Below are 18,912 nucleotides of genomic sequence, written 5' to 3'. Positions count from 1 at the left end.
GATCTTGCAGGTAACTTTGGACGCGTGTTCGACAATGTCATACGTTCTATGTATGTTGATTCGACCAAACCGGAAAGCAGATTACAAGATAACCTCGTTGGTCTCACAGTGACTAGCTGTGTGGAAGCTATGATATGCTACGAAAATGGTGCACATCGAAGCTTGCGATTATTTGCAATCCAGTACCGGATTTGGTACCCCTTTCTGAAGGAATTGCCTTTGAGATGCTCGTTGCTTGGCTGCTGTTGCCACTGAAAGAAGGGCGCAGCCAGTCAAGAAGCCGGCTTCAACGAGCATCTTAATGGTCAGGCAAAGGGGTTTAGCTGCTAGCCTAGGACTAGCTGTCGTTCGAGACCAATCGAACAACCTGGGCTACTTGTCATCTTGCTTGGGCGCCTGTTTTCTCTGTACTCCACCCAATGTATGGTGTTGGAGTGGCGCTTGTGGTATCCGTTAGCTTTCAGACAAGTTCGGTTACGACGACCTGCTCTAGCCAGGAGCTGGCGAAGGTAAGAGATATTGTTGGCTGGCGTTCTCCATACAGCGGAGGAATCTGCGGGAGACAATCCCGTTGCGGACGCTCGCAGGCCGATGGACTTGTCAGACAATGTCACCAGGAGGAATTATCGACCTGGGCGCTACTAATCTGACTATGCCTGGCCTCGGCGTCTACGCAAGAATCTCTCTTGGCTGCGTATGATTGCCGCATGCGCGTGTGCGCACTGCCAATGCTGCTCCTCTTACCGGAGCAAGCAATAACGTCTCAACGTCCTCTCAGAACGCTGAGGGGTATATTGTTGGCTCGTAATGCCTGTCAATTCAGGCTGTCTCTGCTTGCGAAGAGTCCGGCCCCACCACGTGGAGGTGAGCCATTGGGGCCAAAGGGGGGAAGGTGCCCTACAGGGCACTCAGTGATACTGCCTTTTCTTCCATGCGCTTTGCATCGTCGTAGAGGCTGGCTAGTGTATAAGCCCGGCCAGCTTTTCTGTAGGCATGCTGTTTTTCAGTTGTTGAAATCTCTGCGTTGCACTCGAGACCATGGGCATAAGTCTCAAGCTCCTTTGCTATTGGCTCTGTGTATTCCAATGTACTTACCCCATTGAAATCAGCGTATGCATCAGAGATGGCTGGAAGAACACCACGTAGATGGCCGCAAAACCAGCCAGTATGGCAAGCCCATTGCCAACTGGGCTGTCCCAGCTAAGGTGCATGAGGTCGATGCGATTTGTTGTGAAGTAGACGCCGGCCATTGTCAATGAGTCAAGGAAGAGGTGAGAGTATGCTACGAAAACCCCGATCATAACAACACCCTGCCAGTAGAAGGGGACGTAGAAGAACGGAATTTGTGATGCTGCTAGTATCACTATGATAGTTGCTAGGACTCCCCAGATTGGGGCTGTGAAGACAGAGTGGGTGCGTGGGAGGCGCTTCGGGTATCCCTGCGGGGTGATGCCGTGCCCTAGCTTGTCGATCATATGATTTCCAAGCCAAGAAACAGCAAACATGTATGCCCACAAGAACTGACCGTAACATAGCATGAGAAGAGGATCAAACCGCACTTCTATGATGTGGAAGAGCAGCAAGCCTACACCCCATGAGAAGATTGTGTGTGTGAAGAGACGCATTCTATGTTACCTCCTGGTATGTTGCTTCCAGGTATGGCATCCCGTCGTCATCAACAAGGGGGGACCAATGGTCACATCCCCAATCATCGAAGACGGCGTCCGCCAACTTGAGGAGGCATGTTGCGACCTTGGTCATGTGGATCTGTTCTTCGCTGAGTGGCTTCGCTTTTTCTGCGATTGTCTTTGCTTCGACGGCTGCCATGAGTAGGTCTTCGTATGGTGATATACTGTACTGATAGGCAAACGCAGCGCGTCTGAGGAAGGCTCTGCCAAGATCTGGATCTGTTGGCCGAAGCCAAAACTCCAAATCATCAGGGTCAGTCTTCGTCGTTCTGTATGGAAATGGTTGTGTTTGGTCCATATCTAGTCCCTCCGATATCCCCACCAACAATTGCATTGCCCACCTTCGATTAGGATGACTTTGCAATCATTGCCGCCGCGTTCCTCTGCGCCATGCTCATGGATTCCCATCGAGCACCATTGGCAGATTGGAGCACCTATGCGGTTGTAGCGACGATACTGGGCGTATGGTCCGTTCCATGGGGCAAAGTGGTCTTTGTGTTCCTTGGCGAGCGGGTGCGTCCCGTACTGATAGGCATCAATGACGCCGATCCAGGCTTTCCGGAACGCGTTGTGCTCTGGGCTCTTCTCTGTGAAGTTGAAGCTGCCGTCGTCTTGGTATGATTCGTTGCTGTAGTGGCCCTTGAGCTCATTAATGGTGGAGAACTTGGCTCTGCATGACTTCACGGCGCACTGGTATGTTGCTCGGATTGTGGCAGTTGGCTGGTCCGGACAGTCGAACCAGAGCTTATCACACATGGCTTCGACTGCCTTCGGAAACGCGCCGATGGTCTCGACGACCTTCCTGCCGCCTTCCGAGAGGTTGTAGTACAGATACTCTGGATCCTCGACGTCCCTTACTAGGAGACCTCTGGCCCAGAGGGCATCGCAGACATCGGAGATGCGCGTCTCCTTGCCTTCCTTGTCGCGGCGAGGCACACCCACGTAGTCACCGTAGGAGTACACCCGTCGGAGGAATGATGTTGCCATGTCTTCCATTTCGATTGTGAGAAGTTCACACAAGACTATTCTCACTCCTCCTTGTTGTCATTCACCAGCAGCATATAGCCGCCGACGAACTGAGGCGATGGTTTTGCGGAGGTTGCGATTCTGTCCTCCGGATAGTAGTCGGTCGAGTCGTACCAGGTGATCTGCTTGACCACCCGTGGCCACCGATATTCATATGTCAGCTTTGGTGGCAGGAGACCGCTGTTGTCAGCGGGGGATGCGGATGAAGCCGCACTTATGCTCCCTACACGGGGGCTCGTCTGGTGCTGCAACTGAGTTTGCATATGACACCCACTATTGTGAGCTGAGCTCAGCCCACGCTGGTAGCTGTTACACTATCAGCAGCGATAATTGCCTCAGGCCTGGGTGCTAGACCAGGGCATCATAGGCGCTTGGATTACGTATCAATCAAAAAAGGCCCCAATGAATTGGGGCCAGAGCAGGTCCTATGGGAAGATTGTCTCCCCATTCCATGGACAGTTGGGGCACTGCTCAGCATGCAGCGCCTCCACCGCCTCGTTGAAGGCCTTCCTGGCAGGTGCTACCGCCGCGTCGTAGGTCTTCTCGGCAGATGCCACCGCCTCGTTGAAGGTCTTCCAGGCAGATGCCGTTGCCTCGTCGTAGGTCTTCCAGGCAGATGCCCTTACCTCGTAGTAGGTCTTCCAGGCAGATGCCCTTGCCTTGCTGTAGGTCTTCCAGGCAGATGCCGTTGCCTCGTCGTAGGTCTTCCAGGCAGATGCCGTTGCCTCGTCGTAGGTCTTCCAGGCAGATGCCCTTACCTCGTAGTAGGTCTTCCCGGCAGATGCCTTTGCCTCGCTGTAGGTCTTCCAGGCAGGTACCATTACCTCGTCGTAGGCCTTGAAGATCTGTTCTACTCCTACTGCCGGTCTGATGAGCCGCAATCTGGTTGCGATCTCATTGGCAGGCTTGTTGGCCTTTATGTAGGCGATCCTGTTCTCGAGTGGTTCGGTGAGCCGCTCGACGAGGACGCCGTGATGGATGTGGAAGTAGTAGTCACCCACCTTTCCCTGAGCAAGACCGCCGTTCTCAAAATTGGCGGTCATCCCAGCGATGTTTTCCGTCGGTTTGGTATTTGACATACCCACAATAACGAATAGCCCTAGCGGGCGGTCCGGGCAATAATTGCCTCTGCTCCTGATGCCAACCAGGAACTTCTTAGGGACTGATTTACGGCAGTATACCGAAGTAGGTTTTCATTTTAGCGTAAGACCGGGATGCCCTTCTGGCAACCCACATCTCCCGGTCGTTGCGATTTGGTTCGCTAGACCTGCGCAGCCTCATACTCTTTGGCTGCTGAGACCTATGCCACCCGTGTAGGGATGGGGCGGCTGCGGAGAGCTTCTTGTTTCAAGGTCTGAGTTTTATGCGGCTCCCTTGAGCTCTAGTTGGAAAGCCGTAACCTATCCAGGATTTGGGGTAGAGATCTGCTAACGTAAGCAGAAGATGCGGATACCAGCCGCTTCGCTCCACACATGAACGGTGTGAAAATATGGAGCCGTGTGATTACCATAAACGGCCCTAGCTTGTAGGCCAGGGCTTGGGTTGGTGCTGTCCTAGTCGTCTCCAGGCCGGGACCGCGTGCTCACACTTAAGAACGCAGAGTTCTGATAGTATGTACACTGCGGCATTCCGATTCCCTGGTAGTGCCTAGACAGCTCTGCCTGAGTTCCGCTGAAGGAACTACAGTAGTGGCATGGACCAACCTGTTCAACCCTGGTCTGCTTTACCTCTATGATGAGGTTAGGGTCTTCTAGTATTGGTCCATGCCAGTTTGCGTCTCGTGCACATTTGTTTTCGTCCAAGTTTGTCGCCTTCAGAAGGCTTTCTTGCGTCTGACGAGGATTTCGTCCAGCACCCGGGCCAGGCAACTCACAATGGAGGCCGCCATACAGGATGCGATCATTCCGGGCTTCTCGAACCCGTTCCACCCCGTCTCCTGGGCTATCAGGAGCATTTGGGCGGGATTGCTCTCACACCAGCGAGCCAAGTCTCCCTCTCTCGAGGCATAGTGGGCTGGTTTGGAGACAATGACTTGGTCAGAAAGTGGATGGTGGCTAATTGAGATTAGCCAGCCACTTCAGTGCCGCTGAAGACGTTTTGGCACGGTAGTCTGCGTCTTCAAGGACGCATTCAGCCCATTCGACTGCAGACTCACAATATGCCGTGGGGTCTTCCCACACTGCATTGATGACGTCCTCGGCTTCTTCGAGTCCAACGTGCGGCTCTAGCACCTGGGAGATAATGTCCAACGGCACTATCTACCAGCTTTCCGCGTTGTCGCTGGGAACGCCGACGCCGATGAAGACCCCAGAGCCTTCGTCGTAGTACTCTGACAGTCCCTTTGTTGGGCTCGCTACCTCGACCAGCCCGCTCACTCCGAGTCCACCTCCGTTGTCGAGAACATGAATGTCCCCGGCATGTAGTCCCGGTCGTCGTAGGCAGCTCTGAACTCCTTGTGGAGTTCCGACATACGTGGTTGTACTGACGCCAAAGTACCACCTCCTTTCAACCCAGTTGGCGTCGCCCTCCATCTCAGTGACAGACGTGACAGCTGCTACACAGAAGCCGTGCTCTCCACACTTTTGAAGCCCTGCACCTACTAAATGAGCGCATAGCTTATATATCCAAACCCCTTTTACAAAGTTGCATACCCGGCAAAGGTATGCAATGGACGCTGTTCTAAGCAGCGTCGGGGTCCGGCGGTGGAGCGGCGTCCTGCCGCTCTGCTGTCAGGACTGTTTCGTGATTTGAATGGCTTATTTTGAGTCGGTTGTTACAGGATTGTCTCTGCAACCGACTTCCAGCTTCACAACCTCATGTGGAGTCATCTCCCTTTCGAGAGTAATCCATTTCTGGACTAGAGGTTTTGAGCGGATTGACTCCATCAGAACAGGAGTAGGAAAAGCCAGATTGGTTAGATCCGCCTTTCCTATGCTGCACTTATTGTACCTTGTATGGTGCCTAAGTGATCGCCTGGGGCGAACGAGTCTGTGTGAGGTGTAGTCCCAAATGCCGGCCAATGAGAAAGCCCAATCCTGTCACTAACGCTATGACTACCAAGGTTGTCATCTCGTTTGGTGTGATTACAGTAATTGGCGCCCTGATAGATACTGCTGAGTTGGTGATAGTTGGCACTGAGGATGCCACTGACCAATAGGTTGTGGTGATAGTATTTCCTTTAGTGACTGTGTTACTACTGGTGTAGCTGAATGTTGTTGACATTGCGAACAGCACCGACAGAGCGATGACCGCAGCTACTGCAACTATTGCCAGTGTAGTTGTTGCTCTCATCCTACACCACGTTCCTAGATGACGCGAATGCACGAATTGGTGGCAAAAAGCCCGGTGGATGTGGGTATCCATGTACCATCATGAAGATGGCAATTGCTGCAGTGGATGCAGACACAACACACATAACTATGCACATTGTTTTTATGTTCATGGTTCTCAACTCCTTTGAGTTATGGTCTCTGCATGCGGCATTACATGCTCCTGAGTTCTTAACAACCGGAAGCCCGCCTGATGGTCAGTAGGCTCCTGCCTTCCAATGCTCCCGCTATTATGGGGCGGGTAGCTCAGCAGGGCCAGGCCAATGCACGGACTTTGGTATTAGGAACTCGGTTACTGCTTCCAGGCGAGATAATGCACGGAAGTCAGAGTCTCTCGGTCTTGCTCCTAGAGCCTCGGGACAGTAGGCTGTCATCAGAGATAAGCAAAAAGGTAAGTGGGGGGCGGTTCCCTCACCAAGGAGCGCAACGGTGATGATACTGCATCTACGGCAAAAGTGGCCGACTTGGCAGGTTGTGCTCCGTCAATGATCATAAGTTTCTGAGCAAAGGACCCGGCGGATCATAGCCTTGTGAAAATACAGGGCTCTCAGCTTGGGGAACCGGGTCTATTGCTATCAGGATGCATGCTAGTGTCTTTCGACACTTAATCGGCACATACCAGATACTGTTTGTGGGTTTGGACGTTGGGCGCACGACGGGAGGGACGACTACTTTCCCAAAGTCGCTGCGTATAGGGTGCGCGCCCTATATGAGGTCCCCATTTTCTAATTCCGTCCCAACATCCCAAACTTTCCACTAGTTCTGGTTGTATGTCGAAGAGCATGCGTTCGTGCAGACCAGGTAAGAACCTTGCCGTCATAGGGCAAGCTGTCGTCTCCTGGGTGTGTTCTTCCGGTCTGCAAATCAAGGGCATATACCAGGTGTCCATCGTCTTTTTCCTGGGTGCCCGTTGTTGTGTATACCAGATCGCCACAATCTTAGTCGTCAATTGGCTGTCAAAGACTGCAGGGTTACCTGCAAAGTTTCGGCCAACGGTTGTGGCTGGTTAATGTCGACTCCGTGTTCTGGGAGTCATCAGGAGCCGATAAGTGGCTCAAATATTGCGTATCCTCTGATCGCATCTGCCTTAGTTTGGCAGTTGCTGCTGGAAGGTGAGGCTCCAGCATGGTACCGATGTCTCGGTACTAGACCAGGTCTCTTCGTAGCCCGGGTAATTTGGATTGTTGCTAATCCGGGGCAAAGGCGTATGCGATAGTACGACAGCCAAGAGTATCTCGATATGAGCAAGGAAGCTCAAAAAGTGGGCGTCCAATGGTTTGGACGTCGAATAACCCAGCAAGAAGCTAGGTTTATTTTAGATACCACTAGGCATAACGTACTATTTTTGTCGCGAACGACGGATAAGTTAGCTCCTGTTTCTATATAAGGAGTTATGACAATCATGCCATCATCAACTCAGTCGGTCGAGATAGGCATAAATGGTCCAGCATCTGATAGTGCCATCTCCAGTTGGAGGAATTGGACGTCAACTACTCCATCGTTAAATCATAAGGGGATATTGTTTTCCGTGTCAGAAGCACATCCGCCGGCCCAGGTGGCCCAACCGCCTGCCGTCCAACCCGAGCAGCCGGTTATGCAATCAGCGGTTGACGATGTTGAGGTCAAGACGACGATCCGTGTTAACAAGAGTTTGTTAGACGCCGTACAAAGGGTGGTCAAGGACGGCAGCTCCGGGAAGCTCAGAGGATTCCAGAACGAGGCGTTCACCGAAGCCTTGAGGCTCTGGCTTGCCTATCTTGGAGACACCCCTGCCTTGTTGGTAGTAGACAGCAAGACGGGGCGTAAACATGTTACTTCCTCTGATGGTGTGGTGCCCCTTGTTGGGGAGATCCTGCTAGACGCAACGAAGGTGGAGTTAAGTATATACCCAATGTCGGCGACAAGCCAGAACTTCGATGAGGGGGTCTTGGAAAAAGTGGCCAAGGTGTTGATCCGGAGGATAGGGAAACCCCCTGTGGCTAGGATTGGGGCTGAGGGGGTCAAATCGGTTGAGCTCCAGGGGGAGGGAGACGGATGGGAAGCGAAGCTGCAAGAATCCCAGGAAAGATCTGATGTACCACTGGAAATGTCTTTGATTTGGACAGAAAGGAACCTATACGCGTCGTTAAGGTTCGAGTCGATAGAGGTCCAGCCGTTCAGGCAAGCCCCCAGTTCTAATGACCTGAGTGCACTGGCTGCTTAGTGCAATATCAGTTGTTGTGTAACTAATCGCCAGGCGCTCTGCAGACTTACTCTATGACGTTGCCCGTTCTGCCAGCCGCCACACTCCACCGGATTGGACGACCGAGCCCTTGGACTCGAGGTATTGGAGGTGTTTGACGAGTCTCTTTTCCGAGGTGCTCAACATCTTCGAAAGCTTGTACATGGGGACATTTGGTGTCCTGGCCAGCTGCTGGAGGATCTCTATCCTGAATGCCTTGTCTTTCTCTTCTGTCTGGCGAGCCAATTCTTCTGGCGATAAAACTGCCCCGTTGTTTAAAAGAGGCGCGTTTTGAACCCCGTTTGGCGATTCTGGTGCAATAATATCTGATTGTGTCTTATCAGGTTCGATTTTATTTGTTTGGATTGGGGTGGGTGGCTCAATTGCAGGCTCATGCTTCTCCGGCTGTTTGTGAATTAACGCATCCCTCAATGCTGGTGTCATGTAGACTTTCGAGGCTCCGAACTCCTTCCACCTGGCCCTCACAGCCTGGGCTTCTGGAGTATCATCAACGTCGAGAGGGCCCAAAATATCTGCCGCCTTCATCATCTCCCTCAGAGCAGTTTGTATATCCCCAGCTTCGACCGCCATCGTGACAGCGGAGATAACAGCCTCTATAGCGTCAAGCGCTTCGGTCCTCTTTGGTGGACCCTGAACTACTACCTTCTCCGGAGGTTTCCATGTAGCTGCTTCCGAGTACTCGGCACCGCCTTCTTCTCCGAAATACTTCATCTCCTCGCTGAGATACTTCTTGTAAGTCTCTGGGTCCTCGTAGATGTTGAGGGTCTTGAGCTCATATTGGTACCCCATGTCACGCAGAATCTTGTCAACCTGTACCCTGTGCTCAGGACTGCTGACGACAAACATGATCTTCTTGTACCCCTTCTTCGCGTTCTTCTCGAGGTTGTGCCGTACCTGCTGCTGGCTTTTCTCCGGGTAGGTCTCGATCTCCACGGCGAATGGTGACTTATCCCAGTTAAGGGGGTCAACAGCTCTCTTGTTGCGTTCTATCTTCTCCTTGGGGGAGAACACCAACAGGTCAGCCTTCTCCCCAGCCTGGTCCCCAGTGTCCACCGTCACCCAGCTACCGCCCTGCCAGTACTCATTGAGCAGGACATTCATCATCAGTTGATGGAGCTTGCCACCGCCACGCCGGCCGTGAGGCAGAGTCCTGAAGAACTTGTTCTTCGCGTCCTCGCTGAGATGGTATATGATCTCCCTTGACCTGTCCATCTCGTCCTGCGACTTCGGACCCGGCTTCATTATCGGCATCTCCCCCCTGTTCTGCTTCTGGAGGATATTCCAACCGCCTCCCCGCTTGTCAGGATCAGTAGTCACCATGCCGGATATGTACCCTAACTGTTGCAAGTTAGTAAGCCCACCCTGGACTACCGAGCCATCCCAGTAGTTCTCATTGTAGAGCTGATGGACCATCTCCGTGTGTGTGACCTCGTGCTGGACGAAGAGCTTCGTCATTATCCCCCATTGCAGCGGGCTGACAAGCGGCATCCCCTCGGCTCGGCGGAGTTCCTCTAGCTTGTCCTTATAGATCGGTTTCAGATCCTGAACTGCATTACCATAAGCAGGGTTCATGACATTCTTCATGTGATCGGTGACCTCGTTGACAGTCCTCACGGGCTCATGGACCTTCGGGAACTGGATTCTCATCACGTTGGACAGCCCTCGCCCGCCCACCGGGTTCTTCCTCACAAGGCAGACCCAGTTCGGGAGCCTCGGCAATATCGTCTCAATCTCCTTCCCCTTGCTCGGATCCATCAATTTTGCAAGTTTGTGCGCATCATCGGGACCCACCCTGAACGACATCACAAGCCCCACATTACCCATTATGGTTTCGAACAACTCCTCCCTCAACTGGGCGGTATTCTGGTGCGCCATTATCAGATACAACCCGTACTTCGCGGCCTCGCTGAGGACCGAGTCGATAGTATCCAGGCTTCCTATGTTCTGGAATTCGTCAATAGTCAAAATTAGGTTGTTAGGAACCATCGGACCGCCATCTCTCTCTGCGTCTCGTGCACGTTTCTGAATCATGAAATAGAACTTGAGGAGAAGTGTGTTGGTAATCATCACTCTGAAGTCGTTAGGAAGATGGAACTTCGAGAGCCTGAATATCGTGACTACTCCTGGCTTCATCATCTCTTCGAATGGCAAGGTACTTTTTCTAACGCAAAAAGTACGTGATGTCAAACTGTCGGGAGGCATCACGAAGTTGGATATCCTGTTGAGTACGGCCGTAAAAGCGGCCGATTCGAGCTTGGTGATAGCTTCGATGGTCTTCGAGATGAGTTCGTCCTCTATTCCTACACTTCTGAGCATATCTTGTAGCTCGTCAGCATCTCTTGCTATCATGTCTGAGAGAAGGGCATAGAGGTCGGCGAATGTTGGGGCCTCGTCAGAGGTTGCGTACAGAAAGTACAAGCACGAACGGAAAATCCAAACCAATCGCGGACTATTTTCGACATCAGAACCGAACAAATCCTTCAGAATCGTGGCAAGCTCAGATACTTGGGTCTGTATCAGGAATGACTTCTCTTCTTTTGTCTTGTATGATGGGAGTTCCAGAGGGTTCAGGCCAAAAGAGACATATGTTGGGTCAAAGATGAACAACTTCTTGATGTCCTTAACCCTGGTGGCCAGGTCGAAGGACGCCTCTCCGTGGGGGTCGATGAAGACGACCGCCGTCGGGAGGCGCTTCTGAACGGACTCGTTGGAGAGGTAATCCATCGTATACAGAAGAGCATTAGTCTTGCCACTTCTGGTATTTTTGCATAGAACCCCTCCAAACCCCGCAAGAAAGTTCTCGTTTCCATCTACCGACAAGTCGTACACAAAGGAAGAGCTTGACTTTGTTTCCGTTACCGTTCTGACTTTGAAGAAGGTGAGAGAGGATTTTGTGATGCGGTTAACATCCTCTAGCTCACGTGCAGCTTTCCGCATCTGTTTCTTCTCTTCTCGGGACCAGTATGAAGTTGACAGTCCACTGGAGAGACGACGTTGCATGAGGTCTAGTGCTCTCTGGTTAATGTAGCTATGGAGATTTTGCAGGGTGGGGGTACTCTTGTAGACGTTAACAAGAGGATTGGGAAGCTGTGAAGCTGGGTAACGAAAATTACCACCGACCCGGTCGCGTCTCCAACTACCTGTTTTGATCTCTTTGGCGCGTGGAAACGACACACTGAATATCGGATGACGGGACTGCACAATCCTGTCTCCTATCATACTCTTCGACAATTTGCGCTGAAATATGGTGTCAATGCAACCTTCCATCAGCAACATGTACGACACCCCATTAGCCAAATCTCTGGAAATAGTAGTGTTACAGTCGCCTTTCACCCACGCCTCATAGAACGCGTCGCGCACAGCCAGCGGGGAGTTCAAGATAGCTTCTGGCACTACTTTGTTGCTTGCACCTCTCCCAACCAACTTCGAAATGATTTGACACGCCATCTTGTTCGAAGTCCTCACTCGCACACCCTTACTGCCTTTCTCGTTTTCCACCACCACTTTGGCGCCGAACCTCTTTCGTAATATCGACACCGTGTCTTTGATTATGATCTCGTCTCCCGGCCCGAAGTGAAACACAAGAGAATAGCTCTGTTTCGGTGGGTGTGTTCGCATTGTTGCGCTGCCTTCGGCTGTGTAGTATCCTAGCAGTCTTGCGAACTCCTCATCTATCTCTAGCTTCAGAGGGAGATGATCGGCCTTGCTGTGGTATCCGATCTTGGCCAGGTCTATCGATACGTTTTTTGTGGCATCTGCGGGTATCCTCCTAGTGCCAACTACGAAGTCTCCAGGCTTGATTTCTTCAGAATGGACATCGGTTATCTTGCCATCCTTCAGGACGAAAAGAGAATGGTCGGGGGTAACTGTCACCTCTCTTCCTGACTCGAGCCCGAACCTGAGCATCTTTCCGTCGTACCTATGCCGATAAACGTATTGTATCGGGCGCCATGCCACTTCGTACGTAATCCTGTCAAATGTCACCACTTCGATGTCTGAAGTTCTTTGTTCTCCTTGAATTTCGGGCGAGTCGTAGTAACTGTCAACAACTTCGCCAATCTTTCCTATGTTCACTACACCGTTCTTCTTGTAGATTATGGGTTCGTTGTACTCAAGGCTTGCACCTATGACATATGCATGCCCTCTAAGGTCGTCGACATCAAGCGCTTCCGGCACGTGTAGTGAGGCTGGAGGTGCTTAAAACGGGAATCAGATTTGAGCGGGCTGGGACGGTTCCGGTTCGTCCTTCTTCTCTGACAGCAGTGTCGGTCCGGCCGGCTGAGGGAGGGCGGCGGGCTCGTTAATGGGGGCCTCAACGGGGAATATACTGTATTCGGTCTTCAGGGTGGGGGTGTCAGTACTCTTTCCGTGGGGCATGGGCTCTGCCAGGATTCCTTTTATCACCGGTAATCTGTATACCATATTCGGGACCTTCTCTGCTGGCGTAAGGTCGACGGGACCGTACATCGACTCCAGGTGGCTCTTGTATTGGAACATGTCGGCGTCGGATTTCGATGTGAGGACGAGTTTTGTCGACCCGTTTTCGTAGAGTATTTCGAATGTCCTTTGCACCGAGGAGTACAGGTGCTTCAGTCTGGGGGCGGCCTCCTTCGAGAGGGGTTCTTCGAGCTTAGGGAGGGTTACAGCTTCCATTATTTGTGAGATCTCCTGGGGTTTTGCTTCCTCTTCTGTCCAGGCTTTGCCTACTTCTATGGATCCAGCCGTCATTCCCCAGTTGATGCTTGATATGGCTTTCGATGACGGAGGGGTTGGGAAGTGTATGAATGTAGGAAGTTCTTCAGGCGTGATTATGAATGATGGGGATTCAAGTCTCGAGTTTCCGTATTTTCTGAAATAAGGGGTTATGTCGGTGACCATTCTTCGTTCTATAAGTTCTATCAGCATTCTTGGATCTTTATACACGAATTCGTCTAGGTGGTCTATCTCATCGTAGCAGTGGGAGAATGGAAGGTCATAGATGTTGGATTCGTCTCCTATCCACATTCCCTGTATCGCCATGAGTATCTTTGGGAGGGGAGCCGCTGTGTCTATCTTTCCCATCCTTGCTTCGGCTTGTCGATAGAAGTCGGTTCCAAGCTCTTTGTGTTTCACTTGATAGGGGTTTCCATCGTAGTCCAGCTTTTCTACTGGGGTTTCTGCCATGGCTTTGAAGGATTGCATGCCAAGCTTGAGGTTTGTGAGCTCTGCCGTAAGATCTTTCTGAACGAATGAGAATTGCACCCAGGCTGCTTTGGGAGCGGCTTTCTCTATTGCATAGATCAGCTCGCCTATGAGTGATTGCTCAGTTGGGTACTTTGGCATCGACATTAAGTGGGCGTCTTTCTGACTTACGTTGAAGAAGCGGATTGGCTCTCTTGAGCCCTTGCTATCAGTCATATTTTTCACCTGGCTCAGTGTCTCCCCTAAGATGCAACACTCTCGAGCCGAGTCTCGGATATCTCATATGGTCACGCCGAGCAATGTTGGCAGATGGCCCTAGAGAACGAGTTATGGCTGACATTAGCACTATAGCCGATAGCAGCTGGGCAACTATGGCCTGATACCAGACTCCGAATGCCAAGAATGGTCCTAGCCACCAAATGAACAGACCAAGGAATACAACGGGGAAGATCTTCAATGCGTCAGTGCCGTATGCTTGTGCTGGCTGGTCTTTGGGGACTACACCTATCTTCCTGAAGACAAGCACCCAATCCCGAGGAGTATCATGGTCCCTGAATGGGTGGTGATAACGGCCGAGGTCGTGCCTGTAGACGATGACATAGAACATCAGGAGATATGGTGCCGGAGTGTTAAGAAATAGTTCTACCAGAGCATTGACCATATACCGATTAGTGCTGGTGTTCTTTTAAGACGTGAACCGTTAAAAGGTTTCAGTAGTACTTCTTTCGTTGCCTTCAGAAACCCCATTGGTAGTAAAGCCTACTCTCATTCCTGCAGCCTTTAGCGCCGGTATACTAGCCGCAGCATTGCTCCTGTTCTCAGTTGGGCTTGTGTATCTTGTCCCTCTCCCAGCTACTGAGCAGTATGGAACCATTATGCTCCTGGGGTTCATATTTCTGGGTCTCATATCCATAGCCATTTGGAATGATGTTGTGGTATACTGCACACAGTCGTATGCGGTCGATACCAGTACTGTGAAGATCAACGTCGGATTTGCACTCAAACAGTCGAAATCTATCGACAGGTCCAACATAGCGAGTGTTGTAGGTGTTATGCCGTTTCCTGCTAGGATCTTCGGGATCGGGTCGGTTGAGGTCAATACCACTGATGGGTATTCTGCAACTATGGTAAACATCAAAAATCCCCTTGAGGTTGTGAAGCGCATTGAGTCGAAGGCATCCAGTGCTTCTCCGGAAACCAAGGCACCCATTACAGAGATGACGTCAGAAAGCCCCGGATTTTAATCCGGGGATGAATGGCTGGAATGGCGACACATGGCGTTAAATAGACGTGATTAGATATACTGTAGAGTATCTAAATGCAGTACAGACACACGCCGCACAGCGTCCAACTCGTCAACTACCACATCGTCTTCGCTCCCCGCTATAGGAGGCAGCTGCTCGTTGGCAAGAGGAAAAAGAGGCTGTCAGAGGTCCTGCGCGAGGTCGCCAGAGACAACGGCTGGGAGGTTATCGCCATGGAAGTGATGCCAGACCACGTCCACCTCTTTGTGTCTGCCGACACCAAGACAAAACCTGAGATAGTCGTCAAGCGCTTCAAGGGCAGGAGCTCCCACACGTTGAGGGGGGAATTCCCAGAACTCCTGAAGATGCCGACCCTCTGGACCAGGTCGTATTTCCTGTCGACTGCTGGCAACGTCTCTTCGGAAGCCATCCAGAAGTATATCGAGAACCAGTGGGGGAAGAAATTTGAGCGAGCCCAAGAATGATAGGATAGCGAAGACGCGGCAGGAGACAATCCAGCGGCACAAATCAATGGCATGTAAGACGTACGAGTTGAAGGTCGACAGGTCACACCTCTCTGCGGAGACAGTCGGTACCCTCGACCGCCTGTTCCTCGAGGCAAAGTGGTTCTACAACCATACTCTTGCTGTCGGCATCTTCAAGGCTGACTACAAGACCGCGACGGTGCAGGTCAAGGTCAAGAACCGCTTCGAGGACAGGGAGATACGGAACCTCTCGTCTCAGATGAGGCAGGAGATCATCGACAGGGCGAAGGATAACATCATTGGCCTTTTGGCGACCAAGAAGAAGGGGAGGAAGGCGGGGAAACCGAAGTTCAAGAGCAGGGTGGACTCGATACCCCTCAAGCAGCACGGTGTGACGTACGAAATATCGGACGGGAACCGTCTCAGGATACAGAACGTCGGAAGGCTCAGAGTCAGAGGGGCGGGCCAGATTCCGAAAGGGGCCGAACTCGCTTCGGCCATCCTGATGTGACGCAACTGGGATTATTTCGTCCACGTGACCACCTACCAGAAGAAAACCACTGATTCGGAACCACTGGAGAAAGCCATCGGGATCGACTTCGGCGTCAAGAGGCAGGCTGTCTTTTCCAACGGGGTCGCCGTTGAGGCGGTGGTCCCGTTGACGAAGCGCGTCCGGCGCCTTCATCGGGAGCTGTCGAGGAGGAAGCTCTACGGCAAGAACTGGATGAAGACAAACACAGAGCTGAACAGAGAATACGAGAGGATAACAAACAGGAGGCGCGATATGAGGCGGAAGGTCACCAGCTACATCGTCAGCAACTACGACTGTGTCGCCACCCAGAAGGATAACGTCGCCGGGTGGCAGAGGCTTTGGGGCCGCCGGGTAGCCTCTTCCTCGATCGGAGGGATAATGAGCGGCTTGAGGACCAAGCCGCGCACTCCGGTCGTGGTGGGCAGGTTCGAGCCGACGACCCAAGGATGTTGCTGGTGCAGCAGCAAGAATAAGATGGGGCTCGGTGCCAGAGTCTACAAGTGTGAAACTTGCGGGCTCGTCATAGACCGGGACCTGAACGCTGCGATCAACATTTGGTCGCAGATACCTGCGGAACGCAGGGAATCCACGCCTGTGGACACGAAGGCCGCTACCTGGATGCTGGAGTACTTCAACAGTATTCCAAATGTCTCGGCAAGCTTAGTGGTCGAAGCAGGAAGCCACCCGACCTTCAGTCGGTGGTAGTTCACAGAGTCTGTAGTGACAGGTACTAGCTAGATTTTAGTTCTGCACTCTCGGAACGGCATAACTTCCGCACGGAACGACATTTGGTTCTGCGCTTGACAACCGTTTTATCGTTATCGTGTCTCTGGCTTCATGTGTGGGATCTTTGGGTGCACCGCAAACAGAAAAGCATACCCAATAGTGGTAGAGGGACTGTCATATCTTGAGTATCGGGGGTACGACTCGGCCGGAATAGCGGTTGCCGATGCTGGAGAAATAAGGGTCAAGAAGGGTGTAGGGAAGGTGAAAGCCGTGCTTATGCCGTTCAATAGCGTCGTAATGCCGGGCACCGCGGCGATTGGTCACGTACGTTGGGCCAGCCACGGGAGTGTCACAGAGGCTAATGCCCACCCATTCCTGTCTTGCGATTCCCGTGTAGCGGTAGCTCACAATGGGTTGATTACAAACCATGCGGAACTGAGGGCAGCCCTGACAGAGCAAGGGCACACGTTCTCAAGTGGGACAGATAGTGAGGTAATTGCCCATCTGATCGAAGCTGCATACACCAAGACCATGGACCCTCTCTACGCTACTAGGGCTGCTTTCGTGCAAATCGAGGGGGACAACGCGTTCGTGGCGCTGTTCTCGGTAGCAGGGGTGCTGACTGGAGCCAGGCGAGGTCTTCCGCTCGTGATAGGAATGGGTGCTAACAGCATCTTTGTGTCAAGCGATGTTCTCGGGTTCTTGAAATGGACCGATAGAGCGGTGTTCGTCAACGATGGCTGCTCGTTCATGGCAACGAAGTATGGGGTCAAGATTGTGGACCCCCACGGCGTTACTGTCTTGGGGGCTCCGGTGCAGCTCCCGTGGGAGTTTGCTGAGGCCGGCCTTCACGGGTACAGGCATCACACGCTGAAAGAGATAGAAGAGCAGCCAGCAGTGCTTGCGAAGATAGCGGCTCGACCAACATCAGACTACGTTGAAGCCGGCCAGTTGATAGACAATGCTCTGAACGTCATCCTAGTAGGGGCTGGAAGCAGTTACCATGCAGCACTCTTTTTCAGGAACCTCCTCAACCAGAAATACGGCGCCAGGTTTTACGCCTTCCCATCTGGGGAGTTCAGATACATGAACTCCAACCTCGGTCCCAACGATGCTGTTATCGCATTTAGCCAGAGCGGCGAGACCGCTGACACGCTCGATGCAGTGAGAGCCGCCAAGAAGAAGGGAACCAAGATCCTGTCGTTCGTCAACGTCCCCGGGTCCACCCTTGTCAGAGAGTCAGACGTTGTTGTGGACATGAAATGCGGTCCAGAAATAGGGGTAGCAGCAACAAAGAGCTTCACGGCGAGCCTGTACTCCGCGGCGAGGACCATCGAGACGATCACGAGTGCGAGGACCGCCGGGTTGATAGAAAACGACGTGAATACGTTGCTGCAAACTGACGTCTCATATGCTCTCAAGGCTATAGCCGGCCATAACGATGTTTACATGATAGGGAGCGGCTTCGGGCACCCCCTGGCACTTGAGGGAGCTCTGAAGATGAAAGAACTTGCCCTGGTTCATGCCGAAGGTCTGGTCTCGAGCGAGTTCAAGCACGGTCCCCTTGCCGTGGTCAGGGATGGAACCCCTGTACTCTGTATCGACAGTGGTGGAGAGTCCCATACCGAGGTAGTCACAGCTGCCGAGGCCCTCAAAGCCCGGGGGGCCAATCTGATCGGCATCACAAACACCCCGGATCAGGTGTACGACGCGGTTGTTCACTTGCCTTCCCAGGATGATGTATGTGGAGCCATAGAAGCAGCAGTACCGCTCCAACGCATAGCTTACGAGCTGGCTCTGAGGTTGAAGGTAAACCCTGATTATCCTAGGAACCTTGCAAAGTCGGTCACTGTGCGCTAGAGCATAAGCGACGAGTTGGGCAACGCATGAAAGAAAGGCTATCAGCTTAAATCCGGTGGTATACCCCGTTGGCGCCGAAAGATTTGCAGGCACGACCGACCAGACACACCCCCCTCCCCTTGGGGGATAATATTTCGCCGTCCATAAATACCGAGAAGACCTACCGAGATGCCGTAACGTCCCGCCTAATGTCTAATCTGGAACGGGTAAGGAGCGAGCGGTTCAGTGCATGTTCTCCTATTGTAACCCAGTATGAGCAGGGGTGTGTGCCTGACCCCCTGTTTTTTGGCGTGATTAATCGGTACACCCCCCACGTGATAAACGTGATAATGATGATTAATGGTCGGTTGGGTGCTGGAAAGGTGTTTGCATAGCATGACGGGTCAAAGGCAGGTCGTCAAGAACAGGCTGGCTCTGAGCGAGTCATTCCATCCAACCCAGCTCTGGTACAGGGGGGAGGAGTACTCCACCATTCGCTCCGAATTCGAGGCGTTCGCGATGCAGGACTACGACGCTGCAGGACCGCATATCGTAGTAACTGGCGCCCCGGGGATGGGAAAGACGCTTGTCGTCGAGAAGGTCGTTGCTGACCTGGCTGC

General features: G+C 52.4%; 17 protein-coding genes. 8 read left to right on the top strand and 9 right to left on the bottom strand.

The annotated features are described in order from the left end of the window. Positions 1-897 precede the first annotated feature (897 nt). The 6 genes from JRN21_09260 to JRN21_09235 all read right to left on the bottom strand — a co-directional run bounded on the left by JRN21_09260 (position 898) and on the right by JRN21_09235 (position 4,963). Positions 898-1,086 (bottom strand): hypothetical protein, encoded by a 189-nt coding sequence (locus JRN21_09260; protein ID MDG6989485.1) that lies wholly within the window; start codon positions 1,084-1,086, stop codon positions 898-900. A gap of 5 nt (positions 1,087-1,091) precedes the next feature. Further along, positions 1,092-1,625 (bottom strand): DUF1286 domain-containing protein, encoded by a 534-nt coding sequence (locus JRN21_09255; protein MDG6989484.1) that lies wholly within the window; start codon positions 1,623-1,625, stop codon positions 1,092-1,094. A 1-nt stretch (position 1,626) separates the two neighbouring features. Continuing rightward, complete coding sequence (locus JRN21_09250; protein MDG6989483.1) at positions 1,627-1,827, bottom strand: hypothetical protein; 201 nt, start codon at positions 1,825-1,827, stop codon at positions 1,627-1,629. 161 nt (positions 1,828-1,988) lie between these two features. Further along, positions 1,989-2,708 (bottom strand): hypothetical protein, encoded by a 720-nt coding sequence (locus JRN21_09245; protein ID MDG6989482.1) that lies wholly within the window; start codon positions 2,706-2,708, stop codon positions 1,989-1,991. Between the two features lie 431 nt (positions 2,709-3,139). Then, the gene (locus JRN21_09240) at positions 3,140-3,757 is read right to left on the bottom strand and encodes a hypothetical protein (GenBank protein ID MDG6989481.1); all 618 of its coding nucleotides are present in this window, start codon (positions 3,755-3,757) and stop codon (positions 3,140-3,142) included. 1,011 nt (positions 3,758-4,768) lie between these two features. Then, positions 4,769-4,963 (bottom strand): hypothetical protein, encoded by a 195-nt coding sequence (locus JRN21_09235; GenBank protein MDG6989480.1) that lies wholly within the window; start codon positions 4,961-4,963, stop codon positions 4,769-4,771. Between the two features lie 1,122 nt (positions 4,964-6,085). On the opposite strand from JRN21_09235, the gene JRN21_09230 reads away from it, so the two are divergent. Then, a complete protein-coding gene (locus JRN21_09230) occupies positions 6,086-6,247 on the top strand; it encodes a hypothetical protein (GenBank protein ID MDG6989479.1) in 162 nt (53 codons plus the stop codon). A 1,324-nt stretch (positions 6,248-7,571) separates the two neighbouring features. Beyond that, positions 7,572-8,246 (top strand): hypothetical protein, encoded by a 675-nt coding sequence (locus JRN21_09225; protein MDG6989478.1) that lies wholly within the window; start codon positions 7,572-7,574, stop codon positions 8,244-8,246. Positions 8,247-8,297: 51 nt separating this feature from the next. Here the strand turns inward: JRN21_09225 and JRN21_09220 are convergent, their stop codons facing one another. From JRN21_09220 to JRN21_09210, 3 genes are read right to left on the bottom strand one after another with little or no spacing between them, the layout of a single operon-like run. Beyond that, a complete protein-coding gene (locus JRN21_09220; GenBank protein ID MDG6989477.1) occupies positions 8,298-12,461 on the bottom strand; it encodes a TraM recognition domain-containing protein in 4,164 nt (1,387 codons plus the stop codon). A 33-nt stretch (positions 12,462-12,494) separates the two neighbouring features. Further along, entirely contained in the window at positions 12,495-13,682 is a 1,188-nt protein-coding gene (locus JRN21_09215) for a hypothetical protein (GenBank protein MDG6989476.1), read from the bottom strand. Continuing rightward, entirely contained in the window at positions 13,675-14,127 is a 453-nt protein-coding gene (locus tag JRN21_09210) for a hypothetical protein (GenBank protein MDG6989475.1), read from the bottom strand. Before JRN21_09210 ends, JRN21_09215 begins: the two co-directional genes overlap by 8 nt. Before the next feature lie 85 nt (positions 14,128-14,212). On the opposite strand from JRN21_09210, the gene JRN21_09205 reads away from it, so the two are divergent. From JRN21_09205 to JRN21_09180, 6 genes are all read left to right on the top strand, one after another. Next, positions 14,213-14,710 (top strand): PH domain-containing protein, encoded by a 498-nt coding sequence (locus JRN21_09205; protein MDG6989474.1) that lies wholly within the window; start codon positions 14,213-14,215, stop codon positions 14,708-14,710. Between the two features lie 74 nt (positions 14,711-14,784). Continuing rightward, positions 14,785-15,195, top strand: a complete 411-nt coding sequence (gene tnpA / locus JRN21_09200; GenBank protein ID MDG6989473.1) for an IS200/IS605 family transposase — start codon at positions 14,785-14,787, stop codon at positions 15,193-15,195. Continuing rightward, positions 15,176-15,706: a hypothetical protein gene (locus tag JRN21_09195; protein MDG6989472.1), complete on the top strand. Its 531-nt coding sequence runs from the start codon at positions 15,176-15,178 to the stop codon at positions 15,704-15,706. Before tnpA ends, JRN21_09195 begins: the two co-directional genes overlap by 20 nt. Before the next feature lie 24 nt (positions 15,707-15,730). After that, positions 15,731-16,432 (top strand): transposase, encoded by a 702-nt coding sequence (locus tag JRN21_09190; GenBank protein MDG6989471.1) that lies wholly within the window; start codon positions 15,731-15,733, stop codon positions 16,430-16,432. Positions 16,433-16,564: 132 nt separating this feature from the next. Beyond that, positions 16,565-18,313 carry a glutamine--fructose-6-phosphate transaminase (isomerizing) gene (gene glmS, locus JRN21_09185; protein MDG6989470.1) on the top strand — a complete coding sequence of 583 codons (1,749 nt, stop codon included), beginning with the start codon at positions 16,565-16,567 and terminating at the stop codon, positions 18,311-18,313. 366 nt (positions 18,314-18,679) lie between these two features. Continuing rightward, positions 18,680-18,912 (top strand): hypothetical protein (locus tag JRN21_09180; GenBank protein ID MDG6989469.1); only part of this gene is annotated, 233 nt, incomplete at its 3' end.

It is taken from the genome of Nitrososphaerota archaeon (assembly GCA_029785825.1).
GTDB lineage: Archaea > Thermoproteota > Nitrososphaeria > Nitrososphaerales > Gagatemarchaeaceae > UBA183.
Note: the sequence above shows the minus strand (reverse complement) of the source record. Positions and strands in the feature narration are given on the sequence as shown.

Bases quoted from the DNA above. Each gene is read 5' to 3' on its own strand.
- JRN21_09255 (MDG6989484.1), bottom strand. From the start codon at position 1,625: ATGCGTCTCTTCACACACACAATCTTCTCATGGGGTGTAGGCTTGCTG.
- JRN21_09250 (MDG6989483.1), bottom strand. From the start codon at position 1,827: ATGGCAGCCGTCGAAGCAAAGACAATCGCAGAAAAAGCGAAGCCACTC.
- JRN21_09240 (MDG6989481.1), bottom strand. From the start codon at position 3,757: ATGACCGCCAATTTTGAGAACGGCGGTCTTGCTCAGGGAAAGGTGGGT.
- JRN21_09230 (MDG6989479.1), top strand. From the start codon at position 6,086: ATGAAGATGGCAATTGCTGCAGTGGATGCAGACACAACACACATAACT.
- JRN21_09215 (MDG6989476.1), bottom strand. From the start codon at position 13,682: ATGACTGATAGCAAGGGCTCAAGAGAGCCAATCCGCTTCTTCAACGTA.
- JRN21_09210 (MDG6989475.1), bottom strand. From the start codon at position 14,127: ATGGTCAATGCTCTGGTAGAACTATTTCTTAACACTCCGGCACCATAT.
- tnpA (MDG6989473.1), top strand. From the start codon at position 14,785: ATGCAGTACAGACACACGCCGCACAGCGTCCAACTCGTCAACTACCAC.
- glmS (MDG6989470.1), top strand. From the start codon at position 16,565: ATGTGTGGGATCTTTGGGTGCACCGCAAACAGAAAAGCATACCCAATA.